Consider the following 24,390-nt stretch of genomic DNA (forward strand, 5'->3'; position numbering starts at 1 on the left):
TACCTGTTTCCGACAGAGAATAAAATAACTGCCTGAGGGCTTTTGCAATAAAGACATCATAAATCCCTATGTTAAACCGCTATCCAAATAGCTCACTTTTCATGTTGATTGCCCTATTATGGTTATCGGGTGCAAAAGAAGCGTGGTCGGCACCGATAATCCGGGATGTATTTGTTTTCTCTGAATGTGAAAAAATGGCCTCGATCCGGGTAAGAAATGGTGTGGCTCCCTATACCTATGTTTGGAGCTATGCAGGAAACATTGTCCAAACGGATGCGGGACTAGGTGAAAGTGACATGAGTACCATCGAACAGGCACAAGGTGGAGATTACAACCTAACTGTGACTGACAGTGATGGAAACACCTACACGGAAACCATCAACTTTTCAGGTAGCACGAATTTTATCTTAAATATACTTTACGAGGAAAACCAGGAATGCGAAGGTGAAACTTTTGGTCAGGTTTATGGGACCATAGAAAATGGGATTGCTCCATTTACCATTAATTTTTTTGATGAAAGTGATGCTCTGGTTTTGACCACGGTTTTAAATGGAAGAAACCTGGATTTGAATGGTGTTCCGGCAGGAAGCTATCTTGTAGAAGTAATAGATGCCACAGGCTGTAAGGAATTGACAAGTATTGAAATTGAGGAAGTAGAACCCTTGGTTCTGGCTCCCGGTGCTGGTGCCGGAACTTTACCTGAAACCTGTGAAGCCAACGGGGGTGTGACTTTTGATGCATCGGATTATTTTGGAGATGTGGCTTTTAGGATAAGAAGGGCCAATGGGAGCTATGCTACAGGTTGGCTGCCGGCTCCGGGAGGGCAGATCAGGTATGATCAGCTTGAGGCAGGCGATTATGTCCTTGAAGTTACAGACGACTACAGGCTGGAGGATTGCCCTGAAGAGTTGGTTTTCAATATCGCAAACGAACAGCTTCTGGAAGTGTCTTTTAATACTACTCCCGTCAGTTGTTTTGGAGATGCTGATGGGGTCATTTATCTGGAAGCGGAGCGTCTTTTTATGGGCTTTTCTTTTCCTCCAGATGAAATCATAGTAGATATTCTTGATCCGGCAAACAATTTGGTTGTCAATGGACAGGTGGTTTCAATCGGGGCTTTATCCGGAGAAGCGAATTTTCCCGGCCTTTCTGCCGGAGAACATACTGTTATTGTCCGGCATGGAGGAGTAGATTACCCAGAGTGTACCCTTACTTATACCGTAAATATTGAGGCTCCGCCCTCTGCTTTAACTGCTTCCGTGAGCAGTACACCTGAAGTTTGTTTTGGTGCAGCAGACGGGACCGCCACTGTCAGCAGGTCCGGTGGATGGGGTGGATACAGCTATTTGTGGAGTGATGGGCAGACCACCAGGACAGCTTCCGGGCTTTCTCCCGGGGATTATTCGGTCAGGGTAAGCGATAGCGGAGGCTGCTACCTTGATTTGGATGTCACTGTGGAAGGGCCGGCAGAAGCCATATCCGGCGATATTACCCTGTTGTCCGGATTGACCTGCGTGGGGTCCAATGATGGCTCGGCAAGGGTATTTGATATTCAGGGAGGCTGGGGAAATTACAGTATTGAATGGAGCAATGGAGAGACTGGTCCGGAAGCCAGCCAGCTTCCCGCAGGTATCAATACGGTTACTGTACGAGATGAAGAAGGCTGTGAGCAAACATTTAGCGTTGATGTACCCGTTCCTGATGCCCCGGACATCAGTTATACCGCTACCGAACCAAGCTGTTTTGGTGCTGCTGATGGCAGTATCAGGGTGCAAATTCATGACGCTTCCACCACCTATACCGTCACCGTTGACGGGGAGGTGCAAACCGGCAATGACCTGCTATTTGAAGGCCTTCCGGCAGGTCAGCAAGAGGTGAGGATATCCTATTCTTCGGTATGTAATATTACTTCATTCATTACCATTGATGCTCCCGATGAACTTCTGATCAATGAAGACAACTTAAATATTTCACCTATCACCTGTACCGGAGCGGAAGATGGTGCCATTTCCGGAATCACAGCCAGTGGTGGAACCGGCACCCTGACTTACCAATGGGAAAAAGAAATCAGTGGAACTTTTCAGGAATTGGTGGGAGAGTCCGGGCTTTCATTGGACAACCTTTCCGGAGGAACCTACCGGCTGCGGGTATGGGATGAGAATGATTGTTCTGTCTCCCGTGATTTTGTGGTTTACGAACCAGATCCATTACAGGTTGGTAATCCGCTGGTCACCGATGTAAGTTGTTTTGGCGCTGCGGACGGGTCGGTAAGTTTTACCATTTCCGGAGGCACCGCACCCTACACCTATACATTGAATGGTGGGGTGTCGCAATCCACTTCCAACAGTCCGATCCTTCTTTCAGGACTTCCTGCTGCCACGGATAACTTTATAGTAGTAACAGATGCCAATGGCTGTACTGTTCCAAATATCAACTTTGATATCCTGGCACCTCCCGCCGTTGTGATTTCGGATGTAGACATTCAGGCAGAGACCTGTTTTGGACAAGGAAATGGCAGCATTCAGTTGGATGTCAGTGGAGGTTCGGGTAGTTTTTCTTACGAATGGTTTAGGGCTTCAGACCCTTCCACGGTGATTGCTACCGAAAAGGATTTGACCAACAGACCTCCAGGGCAATATATTTTAGAAGTGAGTGATCTGAATCACACTACCTGTACACTTCAGGAAACATTTGTTATTCCCATTACTCCGGAACTGGAGTTAAGCCTGTATGGAGAACCAGTGGATGTACTATGTTATGGAGAAAGCACGGGGGCCATTGCCATTGCTGTGGAAGGTGGAACAGGAAACTATATCTTTGACTGGGAGGGTCCGGATGGCTATTCTTCAGACCAGCAAAACCCATCATCCCTTGCCGCAGGACTTTATCAGGTAAGGGTTACCGATGAAAACGGTTGCTGGGAACAATTAAGTGATATCCTGATCAGTGAGCCTTCTTCTTCGGTTTCTATCAGTTTGTTGAACAAAGTAAGTCCAAAGTGTCATGATTCGGAAGATGGGCGTATAGAAATTCAGGTAGGAGGTGGCAGACCAGGCTATCAGATAAATTGGGAAAGGGCCGTTTCTCCCGGTGTATTCGTAGCTGTTCCGGGTTCATCTCTTACGCTTTCCGGTATAGGATCTGGGACATACCGTGCACTGGTCCAGGATGCCAATACCTGTATTGCCGCTCTGGAAGTAGATTTGGATGGTCCTGCCCCCCTGCAGGTAAATCTGATCGACAAACAAGATGTTTCTTGTTTCGGAAGAAATGATGGACAGATTACCCTGGAAGTGACAGGGGGATCAGGAGTTTATTTTTTTGACTGGGACCATGGATTTATCAATCAAAACCCTACCAACCTGGGTGAGGGGACCTATGGGGTGACGGTAAGGGATGCCAATGGCTGCAGCTTCAGGTTGGACAATATACAAATTGACCAACCGGACGCCCTTCAAATTGAATTGGATGAGGTGATTGCGCCCAGCTGCGGGCTGAATGATGGTAGTATATCTGTATCATTTACTGGTGGAAACCCTCTGACGGCGGGCAACAGGTGGGTGGAATTGTCTACTGAGACAGTAGTAGCGGAGGATCAGAATGTCGTTTCCGGCCTGAGTCCTGGTTTTTACAGGATAGAATACAGTACAGGAGGGAGTTGTACCGTCACCAGAACAGTAAACGTGCCAGGCCCCAGTAGTCCATTGCAGTTGGTGACCAATTCCCAGGATGCAGTTTGTCCCGGAGAAAGCGGGATAATATTTCTTTCCGCTTCGGGGGGAGTGCCAGGCTATACCTATTATGTATTGGATGGCGGTATTTGGGAAGTAGCAACTGGTTCGATTTTAGCAGGTTTGCCTGCAGGAGATTATGATGTCCGGGTAGATGATGCCTCAGGATGTCAGGATTTTGATGTCATTACCATCAATGAGCCGAATCCGCCTGTATTTGACGCAGAAGTGACATCACAGGTTTCTTGCTTTGGTGGGGATGATGGGGCCATTACCTACAGTATTTCAGGAGGTACCGGTACTTATACAGTGCAGTGGTATAGGAAAACTGCTTTGGGAGGGAAAAGTCCCATAGCCGATAGCAGTCTTTCCAGCCTGATAACCGGGACCTATTTTATGGAAATAGTCTATGCAGGCGGTTGTACGGTCGCTTCTCCCGACTATGAAATCACTTCACCAGATCCGATTGTTCATTCCACTGACCTTGATCAACCTGTTTGCTATGATGATAGCGGGCTTTTTTCCATCACTTTTTCCGGAGGAAATCCGGGAAAAAGCCTGACCCTTATTGCTGACAATGGCTACTCGATGAACCATAATGATGAGGTTTCAGGAACATATACTTTTGAAGACCTGGAACCTGGTAATTATTCCTGGCAACTGGAGGATGTTTCCTGTACGGTGGTGGAAGGGAACTTTACCATTGAGGATATTCTTCAACCAACCTTTTCCAGTAGTCATCAGGATATCTCCTGTTTCGGAGCTGCGGATGGCAGTCTGGAAATCAATGCGCCATCGGTACATACCGGAAGGACCTTTTCCGTATGGATCAATGGAGTGAGTCAGGGAAATCAAACTTCATTCTTCAATATGAACCCTGGTATTTACCAGGTTTGGTTGCAGGACAACAGAGGCTGCCAATCTGAGCCACAAGTGATTGAAATCATTGAGCCGGACAGTCCATTGGCTGTTGAACAACTCGTGGTTTCCCCTGTCATTTGTCATGGGGGTAACTCAGGTTCTCTGAGCTTCGAAATAGTTGGAGGAAGGCCAAATTACCGGGCATTGCTTACTCCTGATGGTGGGTCCGGAGTTTTTTTAACCGGATTAAATGAGGGGGAAACCTACGAATTTACCGGGCTTACAGCTGGGGAGTATACTTTGGAGGTTTGGGATGATAATGACAACTGTACCATTTCAGCATCCATTACCATTACACAACCTGAACTTTTGACAGCAGATCTTGCAGCAGGGCTGATTCTGTGCGAAGGGGGAACGACTTTTCTTGAACTCACGGTGGAAGGGGGTACGCTTCCATATGTATTTACCTGGGAAAGGTTTGATGCTGTGGCTGGTTCCTGGCAAACCCTGCCGGAAACCGGAAATAGCCTTATTGGTATTCAAGCCGGTGATTACCGGTATACGGTTACTGATGCATCTTCCTGCCTGTTATTGAGCGAGGAGGTTACCATTGCCGATGCCCACGAAATTGAAATTGCATTTACTTCCGAAGAGATTTCTTGTTACGGTGGATCAGCACAGATCAGCCTATCTGCCAGTTCACCCGGAAAGGATAGCTTCACCTTTTTTGTCAATGGCAGTCAGATTTTTGGAGAAACGTTTCAGGCGCAAGCCGGGACTTATGCGGTTTATGCGCAAGATAACATTAATGGTTGCTTGTCGGATGAAATATTCATTACCATGGATCAACCGGCTGCTCCTTTGGAAGTTAAGGATTTTTCCTGGCAGGACCTGAGTTGTTTTGAAGCTGCGGATGGAAGTATTTCCCTGGTCCTGGAAGGGGGTACGGCACCATACACCATAGTGGTAAATGGAAACAGCTATTCGGCCAATGAAAATGAAGTCCTTCATATTGATGGCCTGTCTGCCGATGTGAGCTACGATTTTGATGTCACCGATGCCAATGGATGTATGCTCGATATACCTTCCAAAACCCTGCAACAACCCCTGCCGCTTCAGGCATTGGCCACTGCGCCCGCCATAAGCTGTTTTGGAGGGACAACGTCAATAAACCTGCAGGTTACAGGAGGGCTAAAGCCGTACAGTATTTCCTGGGCTTATTCTACAGATGGAATTGATTTTGTGCCTTTGCCATCGCTGGAAAATGAAACATTACTCCTGGACAGGGACCCGGGCCATTACTTGTATTCCATTGCGGATGGAGCCTGCGGTTTCCTGACCGATACAGTACATGTACAGGCACCGGCAGCGGTGGAGTTGGATGCAGAAAGTTTTGATGTATCTTGTTTTGGGGGAAATGATGGAAGGGTGACATTAATGCCCTCCGGTGGTACAGGGTCCGGGTTCAGGATATTTTTTAATGGGGTGGAGGTATCCGGAAGTGAAATCAGCGGTTTAACCGCAGGAACCTATACAGCTTTTGTTATGAATGGAACCTGCCGGTCGGAGGATATTTCCATAACAGTGTCTCAACCTGCCGCACCATTGCTCGGGCTGGTGGATTTTCCTGAGGAATTGGCTTGTCATGGAGATGAAGGTACAGTTACCCTGAGTCTCAGTGGTGGTACTTCACCCTACACCGTCTCCCTCAACGGGGAGGAGAGTACCTTGGCAATTGCAGGGGATCTTGTCTTTTCCGGACTGGCAGCCGGATCTTACCTTGTAGAAGTAGTGGATGAGGCTGGTTGTAGCTGGGAAGAGGACTTTACCATTGCCGAGCCGGATCCCTTGAGCATTTTTACTGAAGAATTAATTGATGTAAGTTGTTTTGGAGGGGCGGATGGATCTGTTAGTCTGTTGGCCTCCGGTGGTTCGGGAAGTTATACCTACCGTTGGTTGGATGCTGATGCTGCGGAAATTGGTACAGGCAGGCATATTTCAGGGCTAAGCGCAGGGAATTACCGGGTAGAGGTAATGGACGAAAATGGCTGCCTGATTGCTCAGGACTATGAAATTGAAGCACCGGAGCCTGTGGATTTTATTTTTTCGGTACAAAATGTCACCTGTACCGGTTCCCAAAACGGACAGATTTCAGCAATTGGTTCCGGCGGAAGACCAGATTATCATTTGATCATCAATGGTATTCATTATCCGGGCTTGTTGGCCAATGGCCTGGCGGCCAATACCTATCGGGTACAGGTAATGGATGCCAATGGTTGTATTTCTCCTACCCGGGAAGTCACTGTAGAGGAGCCATTGCCTTTGCAACTTGATGCGGAAATTCAGGATGTAAGTTGCTATGCAGCCAATGACGGTAGGGTTGCTTTGCAGGTAGAAGGAGGCACAGCTCCTTATCAATACCGCTGGTCAGACGGCAATACCCTTTTCGAAAGATCCGGGATGGCTCCGGGAAATTATGAAGTGATCATCACAGATAGCAACGGTTGTACCGTAAGGGATCAGGTACTGATCTTACAGCCCGAAGCTTTGCTGGTGCAGGCAGATATTCAACCGGTTAGTTGTTTTGGTGGCAGTGATGGCGAAATTCGCCTGGATATCAGTGGTGGTAACGGATCCTATACAGTCGTCTGGGAAGCTATTTCTACAGGTCTTGAAATCGGAAGCGGGGACTTGATTGAAGGATTGGCGTCGGGCAGGTACCTGGCTTTGATCCAGGATGATAAAGGGTGTGTTATACAAAGAGAATACCTGGTTTCAGAACCTTCTTCTCCCTTGTCTGTGGTGCCTTTGGTAACTGATGTGCGGTGTGCCGGAGAAGGAAGAGGGGGCATAAACCTGGTGGTTTCAGGCGGTACGGCCCCTTATAGCTTCAATTGGTCATCCGGAGAGGTTACTAGTTCCATTTCCAACAAAAACGGTGGGACCTATCAGGTTCAGGTAATGGATGCCAATGGTTGTATCTGGACCGATAGTATTGTTATAGATGAGCCCGATCCTGTTGGGGTGACGGCTGCCATCACGGATGTTTCCTGTAAAATGGGTGCTGATGGGGCCATTGATCTGACCATCACCGGGGGAACGGGTGAACCGCGCGTTCAATGGAGCAATGGCATGACCGGCACCTCCATTTCAGGGTTAAGGGCAGGAGTTTACACAGCTTTTGTGCTGGATGAGCAATCTTGTTTTGACAGTTATACCTTTATTGTCAATGAACCAGAAGAGGCATTGACAGTAAGTGGAAATGGAAGCTTTGAACTTTGTTTTGTGGAGGATGTGGTTACCCTGGATTTAGAGGTTAGCGGAGGCACTGCTCCCTACCAGTATGCCTGGTCAAATGGCTCTACTGAAAAAGACCTATTTAACATCGCACCAGGAAATTACGAAGTAACTGTTAAGGATGCTAAAGGTTGTACTGTAATTCGAACTTTTGAAGTTCCTCCACCTATTTCTCCAATGGATGTCACCATTTCCGGAAAACTGGGTGTGTGTAGCGTCAATGAGAGGGGAGAAGCCAATGTTACAGTGAGTGGCGGAATGGCACCTTATTCCTTCCTGTGGTCCAATGGAGCGACCACCTCTTCCACTGATAATCTTAACCCCGGTGTTTATAGTGTAGATGTGACTGATGCAAAGGGTTGTGTGGTGAGAAGAGAAGTGGAAATTATCCGCTCAAGGGACCTGCAGATCAGTCTGGAGGATATACAGGGAGTTTCCTGTTTTGGTGCAAATGATGGAAGCATCAGCATCCGCGTTCAGCCGGACGCTGTTCCTTTTCAAGTCTTATGGAGCAACGGCGTAGCCGATCAATTGACCATAACGGATCTTGGGCCTGGAATCTACACCGCAACCATCACCGATGAGGCCGGTTGTGTGACTTCTGCCGCTTACCAGGTTCGTGAACCGGAAATTCTTAATGTATATGAAACCATTGCCGATGTAGACTGTCATGGCAACGGTAATGGAAGTATATTCCTTGAAGTAAGGGGAGGAACGGCCCCCTATACCTTTGCCTGGTCCAATGGTGCCAACAGCAAGGATCTCCGCAATCTGGAACCGGGAACGTATTCCGTGGTGGTAACCGATAGGATGGGATGCTCCACCGGAGGTACTTATACCGTTGCCGAACCCACGCCTCTCGAAGTAAACATATCCCAAACAGATATGCTGGCCTGCCACGGTGATGCCAATGCCTTTATCAATCTGGATATATCCGGAGGAGTCCAGCCCTACCGGATTACCTGGAGTGATGCACCTGGTCTGGGAACGCAAAACAGGAATGGCCTTGAAGCGGGTAGTTATACGGTACTGGTAACGGATGATAACAATTGTACGCAGGTAAACACCATAGTAATCGAGGAGCCGGCTCCACTGGAAGTGGAGTTGTTTACCCGCTTTGATGTGGATTGTGAGCTCAAGGTGTTGACAGGAGAGGCCTGGATCGAAATTCAGGGCGGGACTGGCGAAACCTATGAAATATCCTGGAATACGGGAGATCAGAATGTTTTGGAAACACAGTTTTTTGAGGATGGAGTAGTGGAAGTAAGGGTGACCGATGAGAGCGGATGCAGTATTGAAGTTGCGGAAGTGGTTACCATGCCGCTGGCTTTTTCGGAAGCAGAGTTTCTATATACCGTTTTATCTACCGGTGTGGAGGGAGAAATCCTTGTCAATGATCCTGTACAATTCAGGGACCAAACCCTGGGGAATGTATTTACCTGGGAATGGGATTTCGGAGATGGTAACAAAAGCAATGAGCAACATCCCATCCACAGTTATACCAAACCTGGAACCTACACGATCAGTTTGACTACTTTTGATGTATTGGGCTGTGTCTCAGAAACCAGCAGGACAGTGGAAGTAGTAGCCTCATACAGGATCCTTATTCCCAATGCTTTTTCGCCCAATGACGATGGGCTGAATGACTACTTTAAGCCTAAATTAAGGGGAATAACCGATTTTGAAATGCACATTTTCAACAAGTGGGGAGAACTGGTGTATTCCGCCTTTAGTCAGGAGGATGCGGGCTGGGATGGCACATTGAAAGGTCAGTTGAGTCCGAACGGGAATTATGTGTACAAAATCAACTATGTTACTGTGGATGGAGAACCAGGTACCCAAACAGGTGTGTTTACGCTCATTTATTGAGGAGGGAATAAATTTTTTGAAGCAATTTAAATTAATGGAGAGATGAAAAAGTTTTGTGTATCGATTGTTTTTCTTTTGGCCTGGGGATTTTCCTGGGGTCAGGACATTCAATATTCTCAGTTCTATGCTGCTCCTTTATATTTGAATCCAGCTTTTACGGGCTCAACCGAACTCACCCGGATAGGGGCAAATTTCCGAAACCAATGGCCGGGTTTGGACCATTCATTCGTTTCCTATTCGGCCTACATTGATCATTACATGTTTGACATCAATTCCGGAATTGGACTAATCATCAACTCCACCCGTGAAAGTCAATCCAGATTAAGTACCAATGAAGTTGGCCTTGCCTATGCTTACAAGCTTCACTTGGGAGTAGATACTTACCTTAGGTTTGGAGGACAGGCGAGTTTCATTTCCCGTGACGCCTATTTTGGAGATTTGATTTTCGGTTCCCAACTGGACATTGAACGAGGATATATTGATGACTTCAGTGGGGAGTTATTTGGGCATGATTACAAACACAGTTTTCTGGATTATAATTTTGGCATGCTCTTCCATACGCAAATGTTTTGGCTTGGAATTTCGGGACATCACTTGTCCGAACCCAATACCTCTTTTATTGATGGAAATATCAGCAAGCTCCCCATGAAGCTTTCAGCTCACGGGGGGATTAAATTTAACCTGGGGGAAGGGATGATCAATAATTATTACAGCAATACGAGGCAGGAAAGATCAGCTTTCTTTGCGTTTAATTATAAAAGGCAAGATCCATTTAACCAACTTGATCTCGGTGCCCAGATTTTCATAGAACCTTTAATTTTGGGTGTTTGGTACCGGGGATTTCCGGTCAAATACCAACTCCCCAACAATGAGTCTATCGTTGGTTTGCTGGGTGTAGCACTCAACAGTGGCATAGATATAGGGTACAGCTATGATTTCACTTCCTCCAAACTCACGCTGGGAAGTTCGGCAGGGGCTCATGAAATATCCATTAGGTATTCCTTTTTGTATGGAGATCCCAAGGAAAGAAATAAAAGGAGTACCATAATTCCCTGTTTCCGGTTTTAAGATTAATCAAACCGGACAATATCCGCTCCCAGATTATTGAGTCTTTGGTCAATATACTGGTAGCCCCGGTCTATTTGTTCCACATTGTCAATTATCGAAGTGCCATCAGATGAAAGGGCGGCGATCAGCAGGGCCACCCCGGCCCTGATATCCGGAGAGGTCATTCTGATACCTTTTAGGGGATATTTTCTGTCCAATCCAATTACAGTCGCCCTGTGGGGGTCACACAAGATGATCTGGGCTCCCATATCAATCAATTTATCTACAAAGAACAGCCTGCTCTCAAACATTTTTTGGTGTACCAAAACAGTCCCCTTGGCCTGAGTGGCCACGACTAGTACTATGCTAAGCAAATCCGGCGTAAATCCCGGCCAGATGGCATCAGAAACAGTCAGTATGGAACCGTCTATAAAAGTCTCGATTTCGTAATGTTTCTGGGCAGGAATAAAAATATCATCTCCTTTGATTTCGAGCTTTATTCCCAGGCGCTGGAAGGTTTCCGGAATCAGGCCAAGTTTATCTACCCTTGCGTTTTTGATGGTGATTTCGGATTGGGTCATGGCAGCCAGTCCGATGAAGGAGCCAATTTCAATCATATCGGGAAGCAGGGTATGCGAGGTGCCTTTTAAACTTTCCACTCCTTCTATTTCCAGAAGATTTGAACCGATGCCTTTGATTTTTCCTCCCATGCTGTTGACCATCAGGCAAAGTTGCTGAATATAGGGTTCACAGGCGGCATTGTAAATGGTGGTCTTGCCCCTGGCCATGCTGGCTGCCATGATAATATTGGCCGTTCCAGTTACAGAAGCTTCATCCAATAGCATGTAAGCCCCTGTGAGCTTGCTTCCATCAATTTTATAAATGCCTTTTTTGGAGTCATAATGAAACCTGGCACCTAGTTTTTGAAAGCCCGTGAAATGGGTATCCATCCTCCGCCTCCCGATTTTATCTCCTCCGGGTTTTGAGATTCTTCCTTTACCAAACCTGCTGAGAAGCGGACCTAAAAGCATCACGGATCCCCTCAGACCCGAGGCTTTTTCCAAATATTCCCCGGTTTCCAGATAAGAGAGTTTGATGTTTTTGGCCTTAAAGGAATAGCTTTCGGGTCCTTTTTTTTCAACCACCACACCCATATCAGAGAGCAGTTCAATCAATTTATTGACATCCCTTATATTGGGGATCTTGTGGATGGTGACCTCCTCGGAAGTAAGCAGCACCGCACAAAGTATTTGAAGGGCTTCATTTTTTGCGCCCTGAGGAGTTATCTCACCTTTGAGTTGGGTGCCTCCTTTTACCCGAAATGATGCCATTAATTCCTTCTTTTTTTATTGTTTTGGTTGTTGTTTCTTCTTTTTCCCCCGCTATAATTTCTCCTTCCTCCGTTGTTGTTGTTGGAATTGGATGTGCTGGCATTGACATTACTCTTGAAATCCCTTCTCATGCTGGTTTCAAAAAGTCCGTTTTCCTTAACCTTGTCCAGGTCAATATGTAATTTTCCCTTTGAGAGGGTTTTAATATCCTCCAATATGATGGCATCATCAAAATTTTCCCTGTTCCAGGTAGAATGGAAACTGCGCATTAACTGTCCGATATAAATCAGGGCTATTTCCTGTTCCTCGTCATCCTCGATCTCTATGGCTTTTTCAATGAGCTTTTCAATGTTTCTGCCGTAGTGCTTAAATTTAACTTCACCTTCAGGATAGCCCACAGTTTTAGGTTTCTTCCCCAGAAGTTCTTTTAGAGGCATGGGAAAAGGACCATCGACCTCCAATTCAAAGTCAGACATGATGTACATATCATCCCATAATTTCTGGTCACTTTCGCTTTTTAGCTGTGGGTTGAGTTGTTTCATCAATTCCACCAGAGCAAAGGCATATTCCGTCCTTTTTTCCTGATCAGGGACAGTTTTAACGTAATCCACTAATTTCTGGATGTTTTTTCCGTATTCTTTCAAAATAACTTTGTTTATAGGCTTTTCATTGTCTCTCATGATACCTGCATTTAAGTTTCCTGAACTTTTGTCAATATACTAAAAAATATGCATTAGCCAGTCTCAAATGTTTTTGGTATCCGCAATCAAAATATTTATTCTACTATGCGAAGCTTTGCAAAGCTAAGTAATAATGTTTTATCTCCAAAATGGTCGAAGTGAATATGTGCTTTTCTGTTGACGCCTTCGGTTTCTATGGTCATGACTTTTCCAAAGCCAAACTTGGGATGCTCTATTTTATCACCGGCTGCCAGGTTATTGGTGTTGGAAGGTTTGAAGTCCGGGCTGGGGCTATGTACCCTGGCTGTAGTGTTTCTGACAGCAGGTCTTTTGAGGCCCACAAAACCACTGCTACCCTCGCTTTCCCTGAAGCTGCTGGACAGTTGCGAACTCAATTTTTTGTTTACTTTTATAAAAGCAGGATCAATTTCCTCTAAAAACCTACTGGGCTCGCAATTCAGCAGCCTGCCATACCTGTACCTTGTCAGTGCATAGCTCAGGTAGAGTTTGTCCATGGCCCGGGTAGAGGCCACATAAAAGAGCCTTCTTTCCTCTTCCAGATCTTCACGGCTCTGCATCATCATCTGAGACGGGAAGAGATCTTCCTCCATGCCTACTACAAAGACATATTTGAATTCCAGACCTTTGGAGGAGTGGATGGTCATCAGCGTCACAGTATCCTGGTTGTCCTTATTTTGGTCTTCATCGGTAAGCAAGGCAATTTCCTGTAAAAAAGCTCCCAGCGATTTGTCTTCATTCTCCGGATTGTCTACATATTCCTTTATGGCATTCAGCAGCTCTTGGACGTTTTCATACCGGTTCAGGCCTTCTATGGTTTTGTCTTCATACAATTCTCTCAGCAGCCCGGATTGTTTGGCAATACTTGTGGCGGCCTCAAAGGCATCTTTTCTTTCTGCTTCTATTTTAAAACTTCTGATCGTAGTACTGAAATCCTCCACAGCATTGGCAGCCCGGCCGGGAAGGAAGCTTTTGCTATTGGTGATGACTTCCCATAAAGGTATGTCATGCTCATAGGCGGCCACCATCATTTTTTCCACGCTGGTATTGCCGATTCCTCTTTTCGGGTAATTGATGATGCGTTTAAACGCCTCTTCATCCTCTTGATTGACCACATACCTGAAGTATCCCATCAGATCTTTGATTTCCCTTCTCTGGTAAAAGGAGAGCCCTCCCACAATCCTGTAGGCAATACCCAGCTTCCGGAGCGCTTCCTCCATGGACCTGGATTGGGAGTTGGTCCTGTAAAGGATGGCAAAATCACTGTTGTTGAGTTTTTTGTTATTTTTTTCTTCAAATATCGTGGTAGCTACCATTCTGCCCTCTTCATTGTCTGATGAAGCCTTCATCAGTTCGATCAGGTCGCCATGCTCGTTTTGCGTCCAGACGTTTTTTTTCAGTTGGGATTTATTTTTTGCAATAATCGAGTTGGCAGTATCCACGATATTTTTGGTGGACCTGTAGTTTTGTTCCAATTTGACGATAAAAAGATCGGGATAATCCTTTTCGAAATTCAATATATTTTGAATATCCGCACCCCTGAACGCATAAATACTTTGTGCATCATCCCCCACCACGCAAATGTTTTGGTGCACGGCTGCCAGTTTTTTGGTGATCAGGTATTGGGAAAGATTGGTATCCTGAAACTCATCAACCATGACATACCTGAAGCGTTGCTGGTATTTATTAAGGACATCAGGATGATCTCTGAAAAGCACATTGGTATTGAACAGCAGATCGTCAAAATCCATAGCAGACGACCTGAAAAGTCTTTTTTGGTAATTTTTATAGATTTCTCCCACCTTGGGCTTCATGGCAGCCTCATCATCTGCGAGAATGAAAGGATCGTTAATGTAAGTTTCCCAGGAAATCAACCGATTCTTGGCTCCGGAAATCCTGGACAATACCGTATTGGCCTTGTAAACCTTGTCATCAAGGCGCATCTCTTTGACAATGGAGCGGATAAGGGATTTGCTGTCATCGGTGTCGTAAATCGTAAAATTTCCCGGATAGCCTAATTTATGAGCTTCCACCCGCAATATTTTGGCAAAAACAGAGTGAAAAGTTCCCATCCAGGTGTTTCTGGCCTCCAGCCCAATGAGTTTTTCAATGCGCTGTTTCATTTCATTCGCAGCCTTATTGGTAAAGGTCAGGGAAAGAATCTGAAAGGGATCCACTTGTCTGGCATGGATCAGGTGGGCAATCCGAATGGTCAATACCCTTGTTTTACCTGATCCGGCACCGGCAATGATCATAACAGGTCCTTCCGTCCTTTCTACGGCGGCTTTTTGCGGGGGATTGAGGCTTGCTAGATAATCCATAAACGTTATTCAAGTTTCTGTTTCCCGGGGATGGATAATTAGAGACTGCAAAGGTACCATTTCTTTTTTACCTAATCCTGCTCTGCCTTTGAAATGTCAGCATCTCATATTTAAGTGCAAAATTAATGGTATTGGGGTTTTGCTGTTTGAAAAATAGTGTTTATTTCCTTTTAAATCATGTTTTGCTCATTTGGTAGAAAAAATATTGTGAAAAGTATGAGTTAATCTTTAATTTTGTCAATATCATAGTTAGAATGTGTCCAGTTCACCCTGGCAGTAATTACATAAAGGTACCTGCTTGCAGAAATTTGGAAATTTTTAATTTCAGGTCGTTTTATTCACTTTTTAGCTATTTGTATTCAAACCGACACCAATTTCTATATGAATAAGATCCTCATTATTGATGATGAAATTTCTGTTTGCAAACTGCTTTCAGGATATTTACAAAAGAAGGGTTTTGAAACTGAAACCACCATTAGCGGCAGACAGGGACTAAAAAAACTTCAAAAGGAGCATTTTGATGTGGTACTTTGTGATTACCGGCTGGGAGATTATGATGGGAGTACCATCTATCCTGAAATCAGAAAGATAAGCCCTGATGCGGTGGTCATTTTTATTACTGGCTATGTTAACCTTCAAGTGGCAATAGGCCTGGTAAAGAAAGGGGTTTATCAATACCTTGAAAAACCACTGAGGCCGGATGATTTGCTGGATACCATAAAGATGGCACTGAGTTCCAAAGCAAAGGGAAAACATTATCCTGACAAGCATAATGAGGTTTCCCCTGAGCAGGAACTGGTAATGGGGCGGGACGAATCAACGAAGAAATTGATGAAGTCTCTTTCCCTTGTAGGTCCTACCAACTATTCGGTAGTAATAGAAGGAGAAACGGGTACCGGCAAGGAATCCATAGCCAGATTGCTACACCAATGTAGCAAACGGTGCAATGGTCCTTTTATTCCAATTGATTGCGGAAGCCTTTCCAAAGAGATTGGGGCCAGCGAACTTTTTGGTCATGAAAAGGGTGCCTTCACAGGGGCTTTTTCGGACAAGACAGGGGCATTTGAATTGGCAGAAGGTGGCACCATTTTTTTGGATGAAATAGCCAATCTTTCCCTTGATATTCAGGTGATGCTACTTAGGGCACTTCAGGAAAGAAAGGTTAGGAAATTGGGAAGTGTCAAATTGAAAGAGGTAGATGTCAGAATCATCGTAGCTAGCAACGAAAACCTGATAGGCAAAGTAAAAGAGGGTCTTTTCAGGGAAGATCTTTATTACAGGATCAATGAATTTAACCTCAAGGTGCCGCCACTAAGGGAGAGACCCAGAGATTTGGCGCTTTTGGTCAATCATTATATAGAAAAAACTGGTATAGAACTGGACAAATCTTTTTGTGGCATAGATGAAGAAGTAGACGTTCTGTTCAATAATTATTCCTGGCCAGGAAATATCAGGGAGCTAAAAAACACCATACGCAGAGCCTGCCTGTTGACAGAAGATGGAGCTAGTATTTCCAGGTCTGTACTGCCTGCTTCCTTACTGGCCCGGGATAATGAGAATTTAGCAGGTAAAATACCACAGATCGGTCCATTAGTTGATGAGGAACTTCCAGTGTTGGACTTAAAATCCCAGGCACATCTCGCCGAGGCAAGGCATATCAGGAAGGTACTTCTTGAAGTTGGATATAACAAAACCAAAGCCGCCGAGTTGCTAAATATAGACCGAAAGACCCTTTATCAAAAATTAAAAAGATTTGAAGTAAAGGCCTAAGGGCCCACCTTGATATTAGGTGTTGGGTTCCAGGTTTTTTCTATCAAAGTAAAGTGAAAAAGTACTCCCCGTTTCTTTTTCACTTTCCAGGTAAAATCCAATCTGATGGCCCAGCAGAATTTCCCTTGCCGTGTATAGGCCCATCCCGTTTCCTTTAGGTTTGGTGGTATAAAAAGGTTTGAAGAGATTGGTGCGCTCATCTTTATTCATTCCTATTCCATTATCCGAAATACGAACTATAGATTTCTGGTTGGCCGATTTGGAACTAATGCAAATAATTCCGTCCTTGTTTAGTATGGATTCGATTGCATTGTTAATGATATTGTTAAAAGCCATCAATAATTTGTCTCGGTCTATTGGGTAGAAAAATTCATTTTTTGTCAGGTTTACTTTAAGTTGGATATCCATCAACTTGAATTTATTGCGGTTGGTTTCAATGGCCTCTTCGATTATTTCATTGATATTCAATAGCGTGAAATTCAAATCAAAGCTTTTGTCGAATTCCAGCAAGGACTTTATGGTCTTGCCCAATCGCATGTTGTTTTCTTCAATATAATCGATACTGTCAGACAAATATTTTGGTATCTTCTCTATGCTATCTTTGAGTTCATCCGCTGCCAGGCCTATTCCATAGGATAGGTTTTTTAATTCATGAACGATGAGGTGATTCATGGATTTGGTAGCTGTAAGTTCATTTTTCCGAATAACTGCAGTGGTTTCTTTTCTTATTTCACCAATGTTTTGGGCACTCAGCAAGTAGATATTCCCTTCTTCGCTGATTTTATCACCAGTCAGCAGAGCCGTTATGGCTTGGCCATCCTTGCGTTTTAAAAGGTATTCCCAATTGATGACGTTATCCTTGATGCAAATCTCTTGGGTGAATTTTTTACCTTGTTCCTCATGAAAAAACAAATCCGGAACACTCATTTTTTTGAATTCCTCAACGGTATAACCCAATTGGCGAATTGCGCTTTCATTGGCATCCAAAACGTTGTAGTTGCAATCAGCCAATAATAAAATTTGATGGGATTTTTGAAAAGCATCCCGGTAAGAATCAGGCTTCAACATAATACATGAAGATTGGTTTCAGCCTGGATAAACCATAAATCGTGCAATTTTACCCATGATGGGAAAAAAACACCCCGAATCGAATTAATGTGGTTTGTTTCTGTTTCTGAATTTTCTTTGTATCTAAAAATTAAAAACTAAATAACTTTGGTAAAAGTAATATTATTTCATTGTTTGAAATTTTAACAAAATATTATTTTACGATAAAAAAAGTTTGTATTTTTTAAATTTTTTTATCAAAAAGCAGGTGCCCTGGCCCGATATTTCTTGAAGAAATTAAGAACTCCGCTTCCTCAAGGAGAAACTAAGCCATTAACAAAACCTAACAGAATGAAAAAAAATAAAAGCAAAAAGAAGTTTGAATTTTTCCATGCGGACAATGTTTTTGCTGGTCAGGTAGCAAAGAGCCAAAGATTTAAAGGAACCTTTAACTCACAGGATTTGAAAAAAAGTTCCGAAAAGAAAAATCATGGGGTAGAATAAGTGATCGATACAATTTTATGGCAAAAGGATATCATTCAACATTGGATAAAACCCTCAGGTACCAAGATGGCAGGGTTATTTATATTGAGGTTTATCGTATCTCGTGAAGTTGTCCTGTGACCTGGGTTTGCCTTGGTTTTTCCATCGGTTATGGGTCCAGAGATACAAGGAGGGTTGGTCCCTTATATTTTTTTCTACCAGATCGATGAATTTTTCGGTAATGGAATGAGGGCCATTGCTGGCATATGGCGGACTGGCCAATAGCTGGTACTCAAATTCATAATACCCTCTTTTGGGTTTGCTGGTGTAGGCATATATGACAGCAAGGCCAAATTTCTTCGCCAGTTTTTCACCTCCTTCAAAAAATGCAGCTTGGCGGTTCATGAATAGGGTCCGGTACCTGATTTCCATTTGATTGGGCCTTTGGTCTGCAGCCAATACGATTAATCTTGGTACCAGTCTGTCTTTTAAAAAGGTTCGCTGAAAGGATTTCCTTTCAGTAATTTTGGCTCCCATTCTTCCCCGTATGTTTTGCATCAATTTTTCAAAAAAGGGATGGTTTATTTTTGTATAAATGGTTTCACATTTTCCCTGTACCTCTGAGGAGACGGTCAAAAGGTGTCCTTCCCAGTTGAAAAAATGACCGCACATACCGATTACAATCTCTCCTTTATCCACCCGGTCAAAAATCAGGTGTGCGTTTTTGGTAAGGAATCTTTTATTCATCTCCTTTTTGCCCATGGTAAGTAACTTGATGGTTTCAGCCAGGGAGTCGGTAAAGTTTCTGTAAAAATCCTTTTCAATTTGTTTTCTCTCTGCACTATTTTTATTTGGGAACGCATTGGCCAAATTTTCCTGTACGACTTTTTTCCTGTACCCTATCAGGTAATAGGCAATCAGATAAAGCAAATCTGAAAAAACGTATAAAACGCCCAGAGGAAGCATGGAAATCAGACGGATAAAGATCATTTGTTTTTCAACCGCATTAATTGGATGTCAAAAAGAAAAATCAAAATAATGAAATTATGATGACTTTCTTGGCTAAAATTAGTTATAAATAAAGCCAATTTGTAATTTTAAGGCCTATGTCCGAAGTACAGCGAAAAAAATATTCAGATAAAGAGAAAAACAGCATTTTTGATCATGAGTTCATGCCTCATATTGACTCCATGTACAATTTTGCCTTCAGGTTGACCTTTGATGAAGATGATGCGAAGGATCTGGTGCAGGACACCTACCTGAAAGCATACCGTTTTATCAATTCTTTTGAGAAAGGGACAAATGCGAAAGCCTGGCTTTTCAGGATCTTGAAAAACAGTTTTATCAACGAGTACAGAAAGAAAAGCAAGCAACCCTCCAAGGTAGATTATCAGGAAGTTGAAACTTATTATAACTCGGATAATGTTGATTATAATATGACCTCGGATTTGAGGGTAGATGCCGTCAAAGACATGTTGGGCGATGAGATTTCCAATGCCCTAAACAGTTTGGCAGTTGATTTCAGGACTGTTATCATTCTTTGCGACCTGGAGGGTTTTACATATGAAGAAATGGCCAAGATCCTGGATATTCCAATAGGGACAGTTCGTTCCAGGCTACACCGGGCAAGGAACCTTTTGAAGGACAAACTTCGTTCTTACGCCGAAAATATGGGCTATGATACAGAGGAAGATTAATATTTGAATAGAAAAACGTGAAATGGACAAAGATCTAAACACATCCAGCAAGAGAAAATTGAACTGTAACGATGAAAGTAAATGCTTCGAACTGTTGGAAAGCATTCTGGATGGGGAAGAATCCTCAGGTTCAAAGGAAATCTTAGATGAGAAACTGGCCAAATGCCAACCTTGTTTTGAACATTATCATCTTGAAAAAGTAATTCGGGAGGTCTTAAAAAGCAAATGCACCAAACACATGGTGCCTGCAGAATTGAAGGACAGCATTCGGCAAAAAATTCAGGAAATCAAATAAAATTTCATGTCTCAGGGCAAAGCCATCATTTTTTCGGCCCCGTCGGGTTCGGGTAAAACAACCATCGTCAAACACTTGCTTCAGGAAATGCCTCAACTTGGATTTTCTATATCTGCCTGTACCAGGGATAAAAGGGGAAGGGAAGAAGAAAACGGAAAGGATTATTATTTTTTAAGTCCGGAAGAGTTTCAAAATAAAATAAACCAAAATGCTTTTATCGAATGGGAAGAGGTCTACGAAGGTAATTTTTATGGTACCTTAAAGGAAGAAATCCAAAGGATATGGGATGAGGGCAAACATGTGATTTTTGATGTAGATGTCAAGGGTGGATTAAACCTGAAGCAATATTTTGGAGAAAAAGCCCTGGCAATATTCGTAAAAGTACCCTCCATGGAGGATCTTGCCCAACGACTCCGGGACAGGGGTACCGATTCTGAGGAAAGTCTTTCGCGAAGGATTTACAAGGCCAAGTTTGAGATGGGATTTGAAAGTAAGTTTGATGTGACATTGGTGAATCAGGATCTTGATACTTCCTTCAAAGAAGCAGAAACACTTGTCAGGAATTTTATTGAATCCAATAAGGTTTGAAAGTTGGTTTATTTTTCGGCTCCTTTAACCCGATTCATATTGGCCACTTGATCATTGCCGATTCCATGCAGGATCAGACCGACCTGGAAGAAGTTTGGTTTGTGGTATCTCCACAAAACCCCCTTAAGACCAGCAAATCTCTCCTACATGAATTTGACCGGTTAAAAATGGTAGAATTGGCCACTGCGGACAATTTTAATTTCAGGGTAAAGGATGTGGAGTTTCATATGCCCAGGCCCAGTTATACCATAGACACTTTGACCTATCTCTCTGAGAAACATCCTGGGAATGAATTTCACCTGATACTGGGAGGTGATAACCTCAACCATTTTCACAAGTGGAAAAACAGCCAGGAAATTTTGAAGCAATATGGAATGTATGTATACCCCAGACCTGGCAGGAACAAAAGTATTGACCATGAGCACATCCGTTACGTAGAAGCTCCTTTACTGGATATTTCGGCCACTTTTATCCGGAAAACCATACAGAGAGGGGGATCGGTAAGGTACCTGCTGCATCCTCATGTTTTGGATTATATCCGGGACAAGAAATTTTTTCTCTAATCAGTCCTTTAGGGCGGTGTTGGTTGTGATTTCCTTCCTGGTGCTGATTTTTTCGTTAATTTGTTTCGCTATGGCTTTTCCCTGGTCAACACCATGATCAATGGCCGGAAGGTAATGTATTCCCCCGTAAAACCTGCTGATTGCAGCCTCCTCCGCAGCTTCTCTAAACGAATCAAATTCACGGATACCTAAACCATATTTTACCTCGGTGGAATCCATAAAATGGAAAGGTTCTCCCAATAGCCTTGTCAGGGCGATAGAGGCTGCTGTGGAGATTACACTATGGCCACTGGTATATTCAGGAAAAGGAGGTGTTTGGAGAAGGGGCAGCCAATCCTGATCCATGTATTGGTTGATGTACGTTTCAGGCCTAATCAAAACACTTCTGTATTTTTCGTCCCAACAGGAGATGAAGGCATCAAAAAGATATATTGATGTTACAGCCATGGCTTCCGCGGTTTGTTTCCAGTCCAGGTTTCCGGCTTTGGATGCAATACCTGAAATGCCCATCCAATGTCCGCCCGGAGTGATTTTCTTTTCCGCATACATCACATGCCCCTTTACATTCATCTTATAGGGGTTGCAATCCCAGAAGTAGGCTATTTCCTCCTGATTCTCATTCATTTGGTTGCCTGCATCCATTACCGCCTTTGCATCCAGAAAAAACCGGCTTTCCGGGATGGTGTCGAATGGTGGAGGAGGAGGAGGGATAAACTGGTCAGCCGAATCCAGGAAAAAAGTCCGGATTTTATTCCAATGAGGTTCGATTCCCTCAATATAGGCGGGTGGGGTGGGCTTCCAGGAACCCGGGTCATTGTTGATGGTGTATTTTTCAAAGGACCTGCTCTGATGGTAATTGTCCCTTGAAGCATAGGCCATAATTTCATCTGCCACTACTTCCCCCAGATGAACAGAAGCATCAAAATCGGCTTTTGGCATCCCCGCCATTAGAATCTTTTCATAGGCGGCCTCTTTATATGCCACCATGTCCTGTTCTGAAAAAATCATATTAGTGGCCACTTTACAGTATGCCGCCAGTGCGGACAAATGAAAGTTGATTTTCTCCTCATTTTCAATAGTTATGGCAAGGGGTTTGGAATCATTTAACTGACCCATTAGGGAAGTATATTGTTCCGGGTCAGCCAATGCTGCCACCTCATAGGCAGCGATGGACGGATAAGCATAAATCCTGCTCGCAACCGGAGGGGAAAATATATCGTGCACAATTACATCCGTTAGCGCTCCATTGGCATCTACCAAAAAATAATGTTCTTCCAGTAAACTTTTATACGCCTCATTTTCTTTGCACGAAGCCGTGAAAAGCATCAGGAGCAGCGGAATCAAAAGGTGCCTGACCTGAATTTTTTTTGGTGAAGAATTCATCATATTAATTGTAAAACTAAATTATCCTAATTCGTCTGTTTTTCAGTCAGGTTTTTCTCCGAATTCAAAATATGCTGCTGATATTGCCCAATTATCCAATTAGCCACCTTCTTGCCCTGATCCTGTCCCCTGGTAATGGCATCCATAAAGTGAATGCCACCATAAAGTCTGGAAATGCTCGCTTCCTCGGAAGCTTGCATAAAGGAATCGAAATCCCTGGTGCCCAGACCATATTTTTCTTCCACCGTATCTGTGTAGGCAAAATCATCACCAAAGAAATGACTGAGGATCACGGCGGATGTGGTGGATATGGTGGAGTGTCCACTCAGGTATTCAGGGAAGGGTGGGGTTTGTAACATGGGTTGGTAATTTGGATCCAGGTATTTCCGGATAGCCGTTTCAGGCCTGATGCGATCACTCCTGTATTTTTCATCCCAACAACTGATAAATCCGTCCATTAATCCTAAAGCCACCAAAGTATTGATTTTCATAGATTCTTCAAACCCAAGCTTTGCTTTTTGGCAGGCAATATCAGTAATTCCCATCCAATGTCCTCCGGGTGAAATTTGTTTGATACCCACCATCAGGTGTCCCGTTTCCTGTAAAGCAAATGGATTACAGTCCCAAAAGGCTGCTATTTCCCTTTGTTCTTTATTCATCTCCAGCTGATAAACCTCTTTCATTAAATGGAAAAAGTTGGAATTGGAATCTGTAGAAAAGGCTTCAGGAGGCAGGGGTTTAAATTGGTCAGAGGACTGAAGCACAAATGGCCTGACAGTGTTGAAATAAGGCTCAACCGGCGCAAAGTAACCGGGAGGTGTGGGGTACCATTTGCCCTCTTCTGTAGATGCCTGGTACCGGGGATAGTTACTTATTTCCTTGTATTTATCCGCCTGTGCATAAGCCAGGATTTGTTGGCTGATATTTTCACCGTAAGTTGCTGCTTTACTGATTTCCTCTTCTGTATATCCCCTGGCAGCAGCAGAGTCTGTCAGGGCCATTTTAAAAGCTTTCATTTCCATACCAGAAGGTTGCATGCTGGCAGAAGTATGTATCATGGCAAATGCAGCACTCAGGGATGGTGAAGGGCTTTCCTCATCTGGTGCTTCGATGGGAGAAAGACCATTTATAAATCCAGAGAAGGAAGGATAATCCTCATTCTCAAGTGCAATTACCTCATAACCGGATAAGCAGGCGTAGGCATAAAATCTGGCTGCCAAAGGGGGATTGGTGATGTCGTGCACCATGAGGTCAGTCATCTTTTCCGTAATCCAACCAATGGTTTCAGCCTCAATTGGTTTTTTTTCCAAAGTAGTATTGCAGGACACCGCAAGGGCAAGGGCCAAAGCCAAATGAAGCGGCCTGGCCGGGAATATATGTCGAATAAACATTACTTTCCATTTCATTAA

Annotated in this window: 15 protein-coding genes; 8 read left to right on the forward strand and 7 right to left on the reverse strand. The window is 44.0% G+C overall.

Annotation, left to right across the window (positions count from 1 at the left end; translation table 11 throughout):
- The first annotated feature begins 101 nt into the window (after nucleotides 1–101).
- A complete protein-coding gene (locus HUJ21_RS18460) occupies nucleotides 102–9,758 on the forward strand; it encodes a gliding motility-associated C-terminal domain-containing protein (protein WP_291372039.1) in 9,657 nt (3,218 codons plus the stop codon).
- Between the two features lie 42 nt (nucleotides 9,759–9,800).
- Entirely contained in the window at nucleotides 9,801–10,826 is a 1,026-nt protein-coding gene (locus tag HUJ21_RS18465) for a type IX secretion system membrane protein PorP/SprF (RefSeq protein ID WP_291372040.1), read from the forward strand.
- Between the two features lie 2 nt (nucleotides 10,827–10,828).
- Here the strand turns inward: HUJ21_RS18465 and murA are convergent, their stop codons facing one another.
- From murA to HUJ21_RS18480, 3 genes are all read right to left on the reverse strand, one after another.
- A complete protein-coding gene (gene murA / locus HUJ21_RS18470; RefSeq protein WP_291372041.1) occupies nucleotides 10,829–12,136 on the reverse strand; it encodes a UDP-N-acetylglucosamine 1-carboxyvinyltransferase in 1,308 nt (435 codons plus the stop codon).
- Nucleotides 12,136–12,816, reverse strand: coding sequence for a DUF4290 domain-containing protein (locus HUJ21_RS18475; protein WP_291372042.1), 681 nt, complete (start codon nucleotides 12,814–12,816; stop codon nucleotides 12,136–12,138). Before HUJ21_RS18475 ends, murA begins: the two co-directional genes overlap by 1 nt.
- Before the next feature lie 95 nt (nucleotides 12,817–12,911).
- Entirely contained in the window at nucleotides 12,912–15,155 is a 2,244-nt protein-coding gene (locus HUJ21_RS18480; RefSeq protein WP_291372043.1) for a UvrD-helicase domain-containing protein, read from the reverse strand.
- Between the two features lie 381 nt (nucleotides 15,156–15,536).
- Here HUJ21_RS18480 and HUJ21_RS18485 point away from each other — a divergent pair, with 381 nt between their 5' ends.
- On the forward strand, nucleotides 15,537–16,925 hold the full coding sequence (locus HUJ21_RS18485; protein ID WP_291372044.1) for a sigma-54 dependent transcriptional regulator: 1,389 nt from the start codon (nucleotides 15,537–15,539) through the stop codon (nucleotides 16,923–16,925).
- Nucleotides 16,926–16,940: 15 nt separating this feature from the next.
- Here the strand turns inward: HUJ21_RS18485 and HUJ21_RS18490 are convergent, their stop codons facing one another.
- The gene (locus HUJ21_RS18490; RefSeq protein WP_291372045.1) at nucleotides 16,941–17,993 is read right to left on the reverse strand and encodes a PAS domain-containing sensor histidine kinase; all 1,053 of its coding nucleotides are present in this window, start codon (nucleotides 17,991–17,993) and stop codon (nucleotides 16,941–16,943) included.
- A gap of 330 nt (nucleotides 17,994–18,323) precedes the next feature.
- Between HUJ21_RS18490 and HUJ21_RS18495 the strand changes: the two genes are divergently transcribed.
- Complete coding sequence (locus HUJ21_RS18495; protein ID WP_291372046.1) at nucleotides 18,324–18,476, forward strand: hypothetical protein; 153 nt, start codon at nucleotides 18,324–18,326, stop codon at nucleotides 18,474–18,476.
- 75 nt (nucleotides 18,477–18,551) lie between these two features.
- On the opposite strand, the gene HUJ21_RS18500 is transcribed toward HUJ21_RS18495, so the two are convergent.
- Nucleotides 18,552–19,445, reverse strand: coding sequence for a lysophospholipid acyltransferase family protein (locus HUJ21_RS18500; protein WP_291372047.1), 894 nt, complete (start codon nucleotides 19,443–19,445; stop codon nucleotides 18,552–18,554).
- A 116-nt stretch (nucleotides 19,446–19,561) separates the two neighbouring features.
- On the opposite strand from HUJ21_RS18500, the gene HUJ21_RS18505 reads away from it, so the two are divergent.
- The 4 genes from HUJ21_RS18505 to nadD are packed head-to-tail and all read left to right on the forward strand — an operon-like array spanning nucleotide 19,562 to nucleotide 21,598.
- A complete protein-coding gene (locus tag HUJ21_RS18505) occupies nucleotides 19,562–20,152 on the forward strand; it encodes a sigma-70 family RNA polymerase sigma factor (RefSeq protein WP_291372048.1) in 591 nt (196 codons plus the stop codon).
- A gap of 22 nt (nucleotides 20,153–20,174) precedes the next feature.
- Nucleotides 20,175–20,447 (forward strand): anti-sigma factor, encoded by a 273-nt coding sequence (locus HUJ21_RS18510; protein WP_166147446.1) that lies wholly within the window; start codon nucleotides 20,175–20,177, stop codon nucleotides 20,445–20,447.
- 6 nt (nucleotides 20,448–20,453) lie between these two features.
- Nucleotides 20,454–21,035: a guanylate kinase gene (gene gmk, locus HUJ21_RS18515; RefSeq protein ID WP_291372049.1), complete on the forward strand. Its 582-nt coding sequence runs from the start codon at nucleotides 20,454–20,456 to the stop codon at nucleotides 21,033–21,035.
- The gene (gene nadD, locus HUJ21_RS18520; protein WP_291372050.1) at nucleotides 21,032–21,598 is read left to right on the forward strand and encodes a nicotinate (nicotinamide) nucleotide adenylyltransferase; all 567 of its coding nucleotides are present in this window, start codon (nucleotides 21,032–21,034) and stop codon (nucleotides 21,596–21,598) included. Before gmk ends, nadD begins: the two co-directional genes overlap by 4 nt.
- Here the strand turns inward: nadD and HUJ21_RS18525 are convergent, their stop codons facing one another.
- Together HUJ21_RS18525 and HUJ21_RS18530 are read right to left on the reverse strand one after the other, a co-directional pair.
- On the reverse strand, nucleotides 21,599–22,984 hold the full coding sequence (locus HUJ21_RS18525; RefSeq protein ID WP_291372051.1) for a vanadium-dependent haloperoxidase: 1,386 nt from the start codon (nucleotides 22,982–22,984) through the stop codon (nucleotides 21,599–21,601).
- 23 nt (nucleotides 22,985–23,007) lie between these two features.
- Entirely contained in the window at nucleotides 23,008–24,387 is a 1,380-nt protein-coding gene (locus HUJ21_RS18530) for a vanadium-dependent haloperoxidase (protein ID WP_291372052.1), read from the reverse strand.
- Nucleotides 24,388–24,390 lie beyond the last annotated feature (3 nt).

It is taken from the genome of Cyclobacterium sp. (genome assembly GCF_014762705.1).
Lineage (GTDB): Bacteria > Bacteroidota > Bacteroidia > Cytophagales > Cyclobacteriaceae > Cyclobacterium.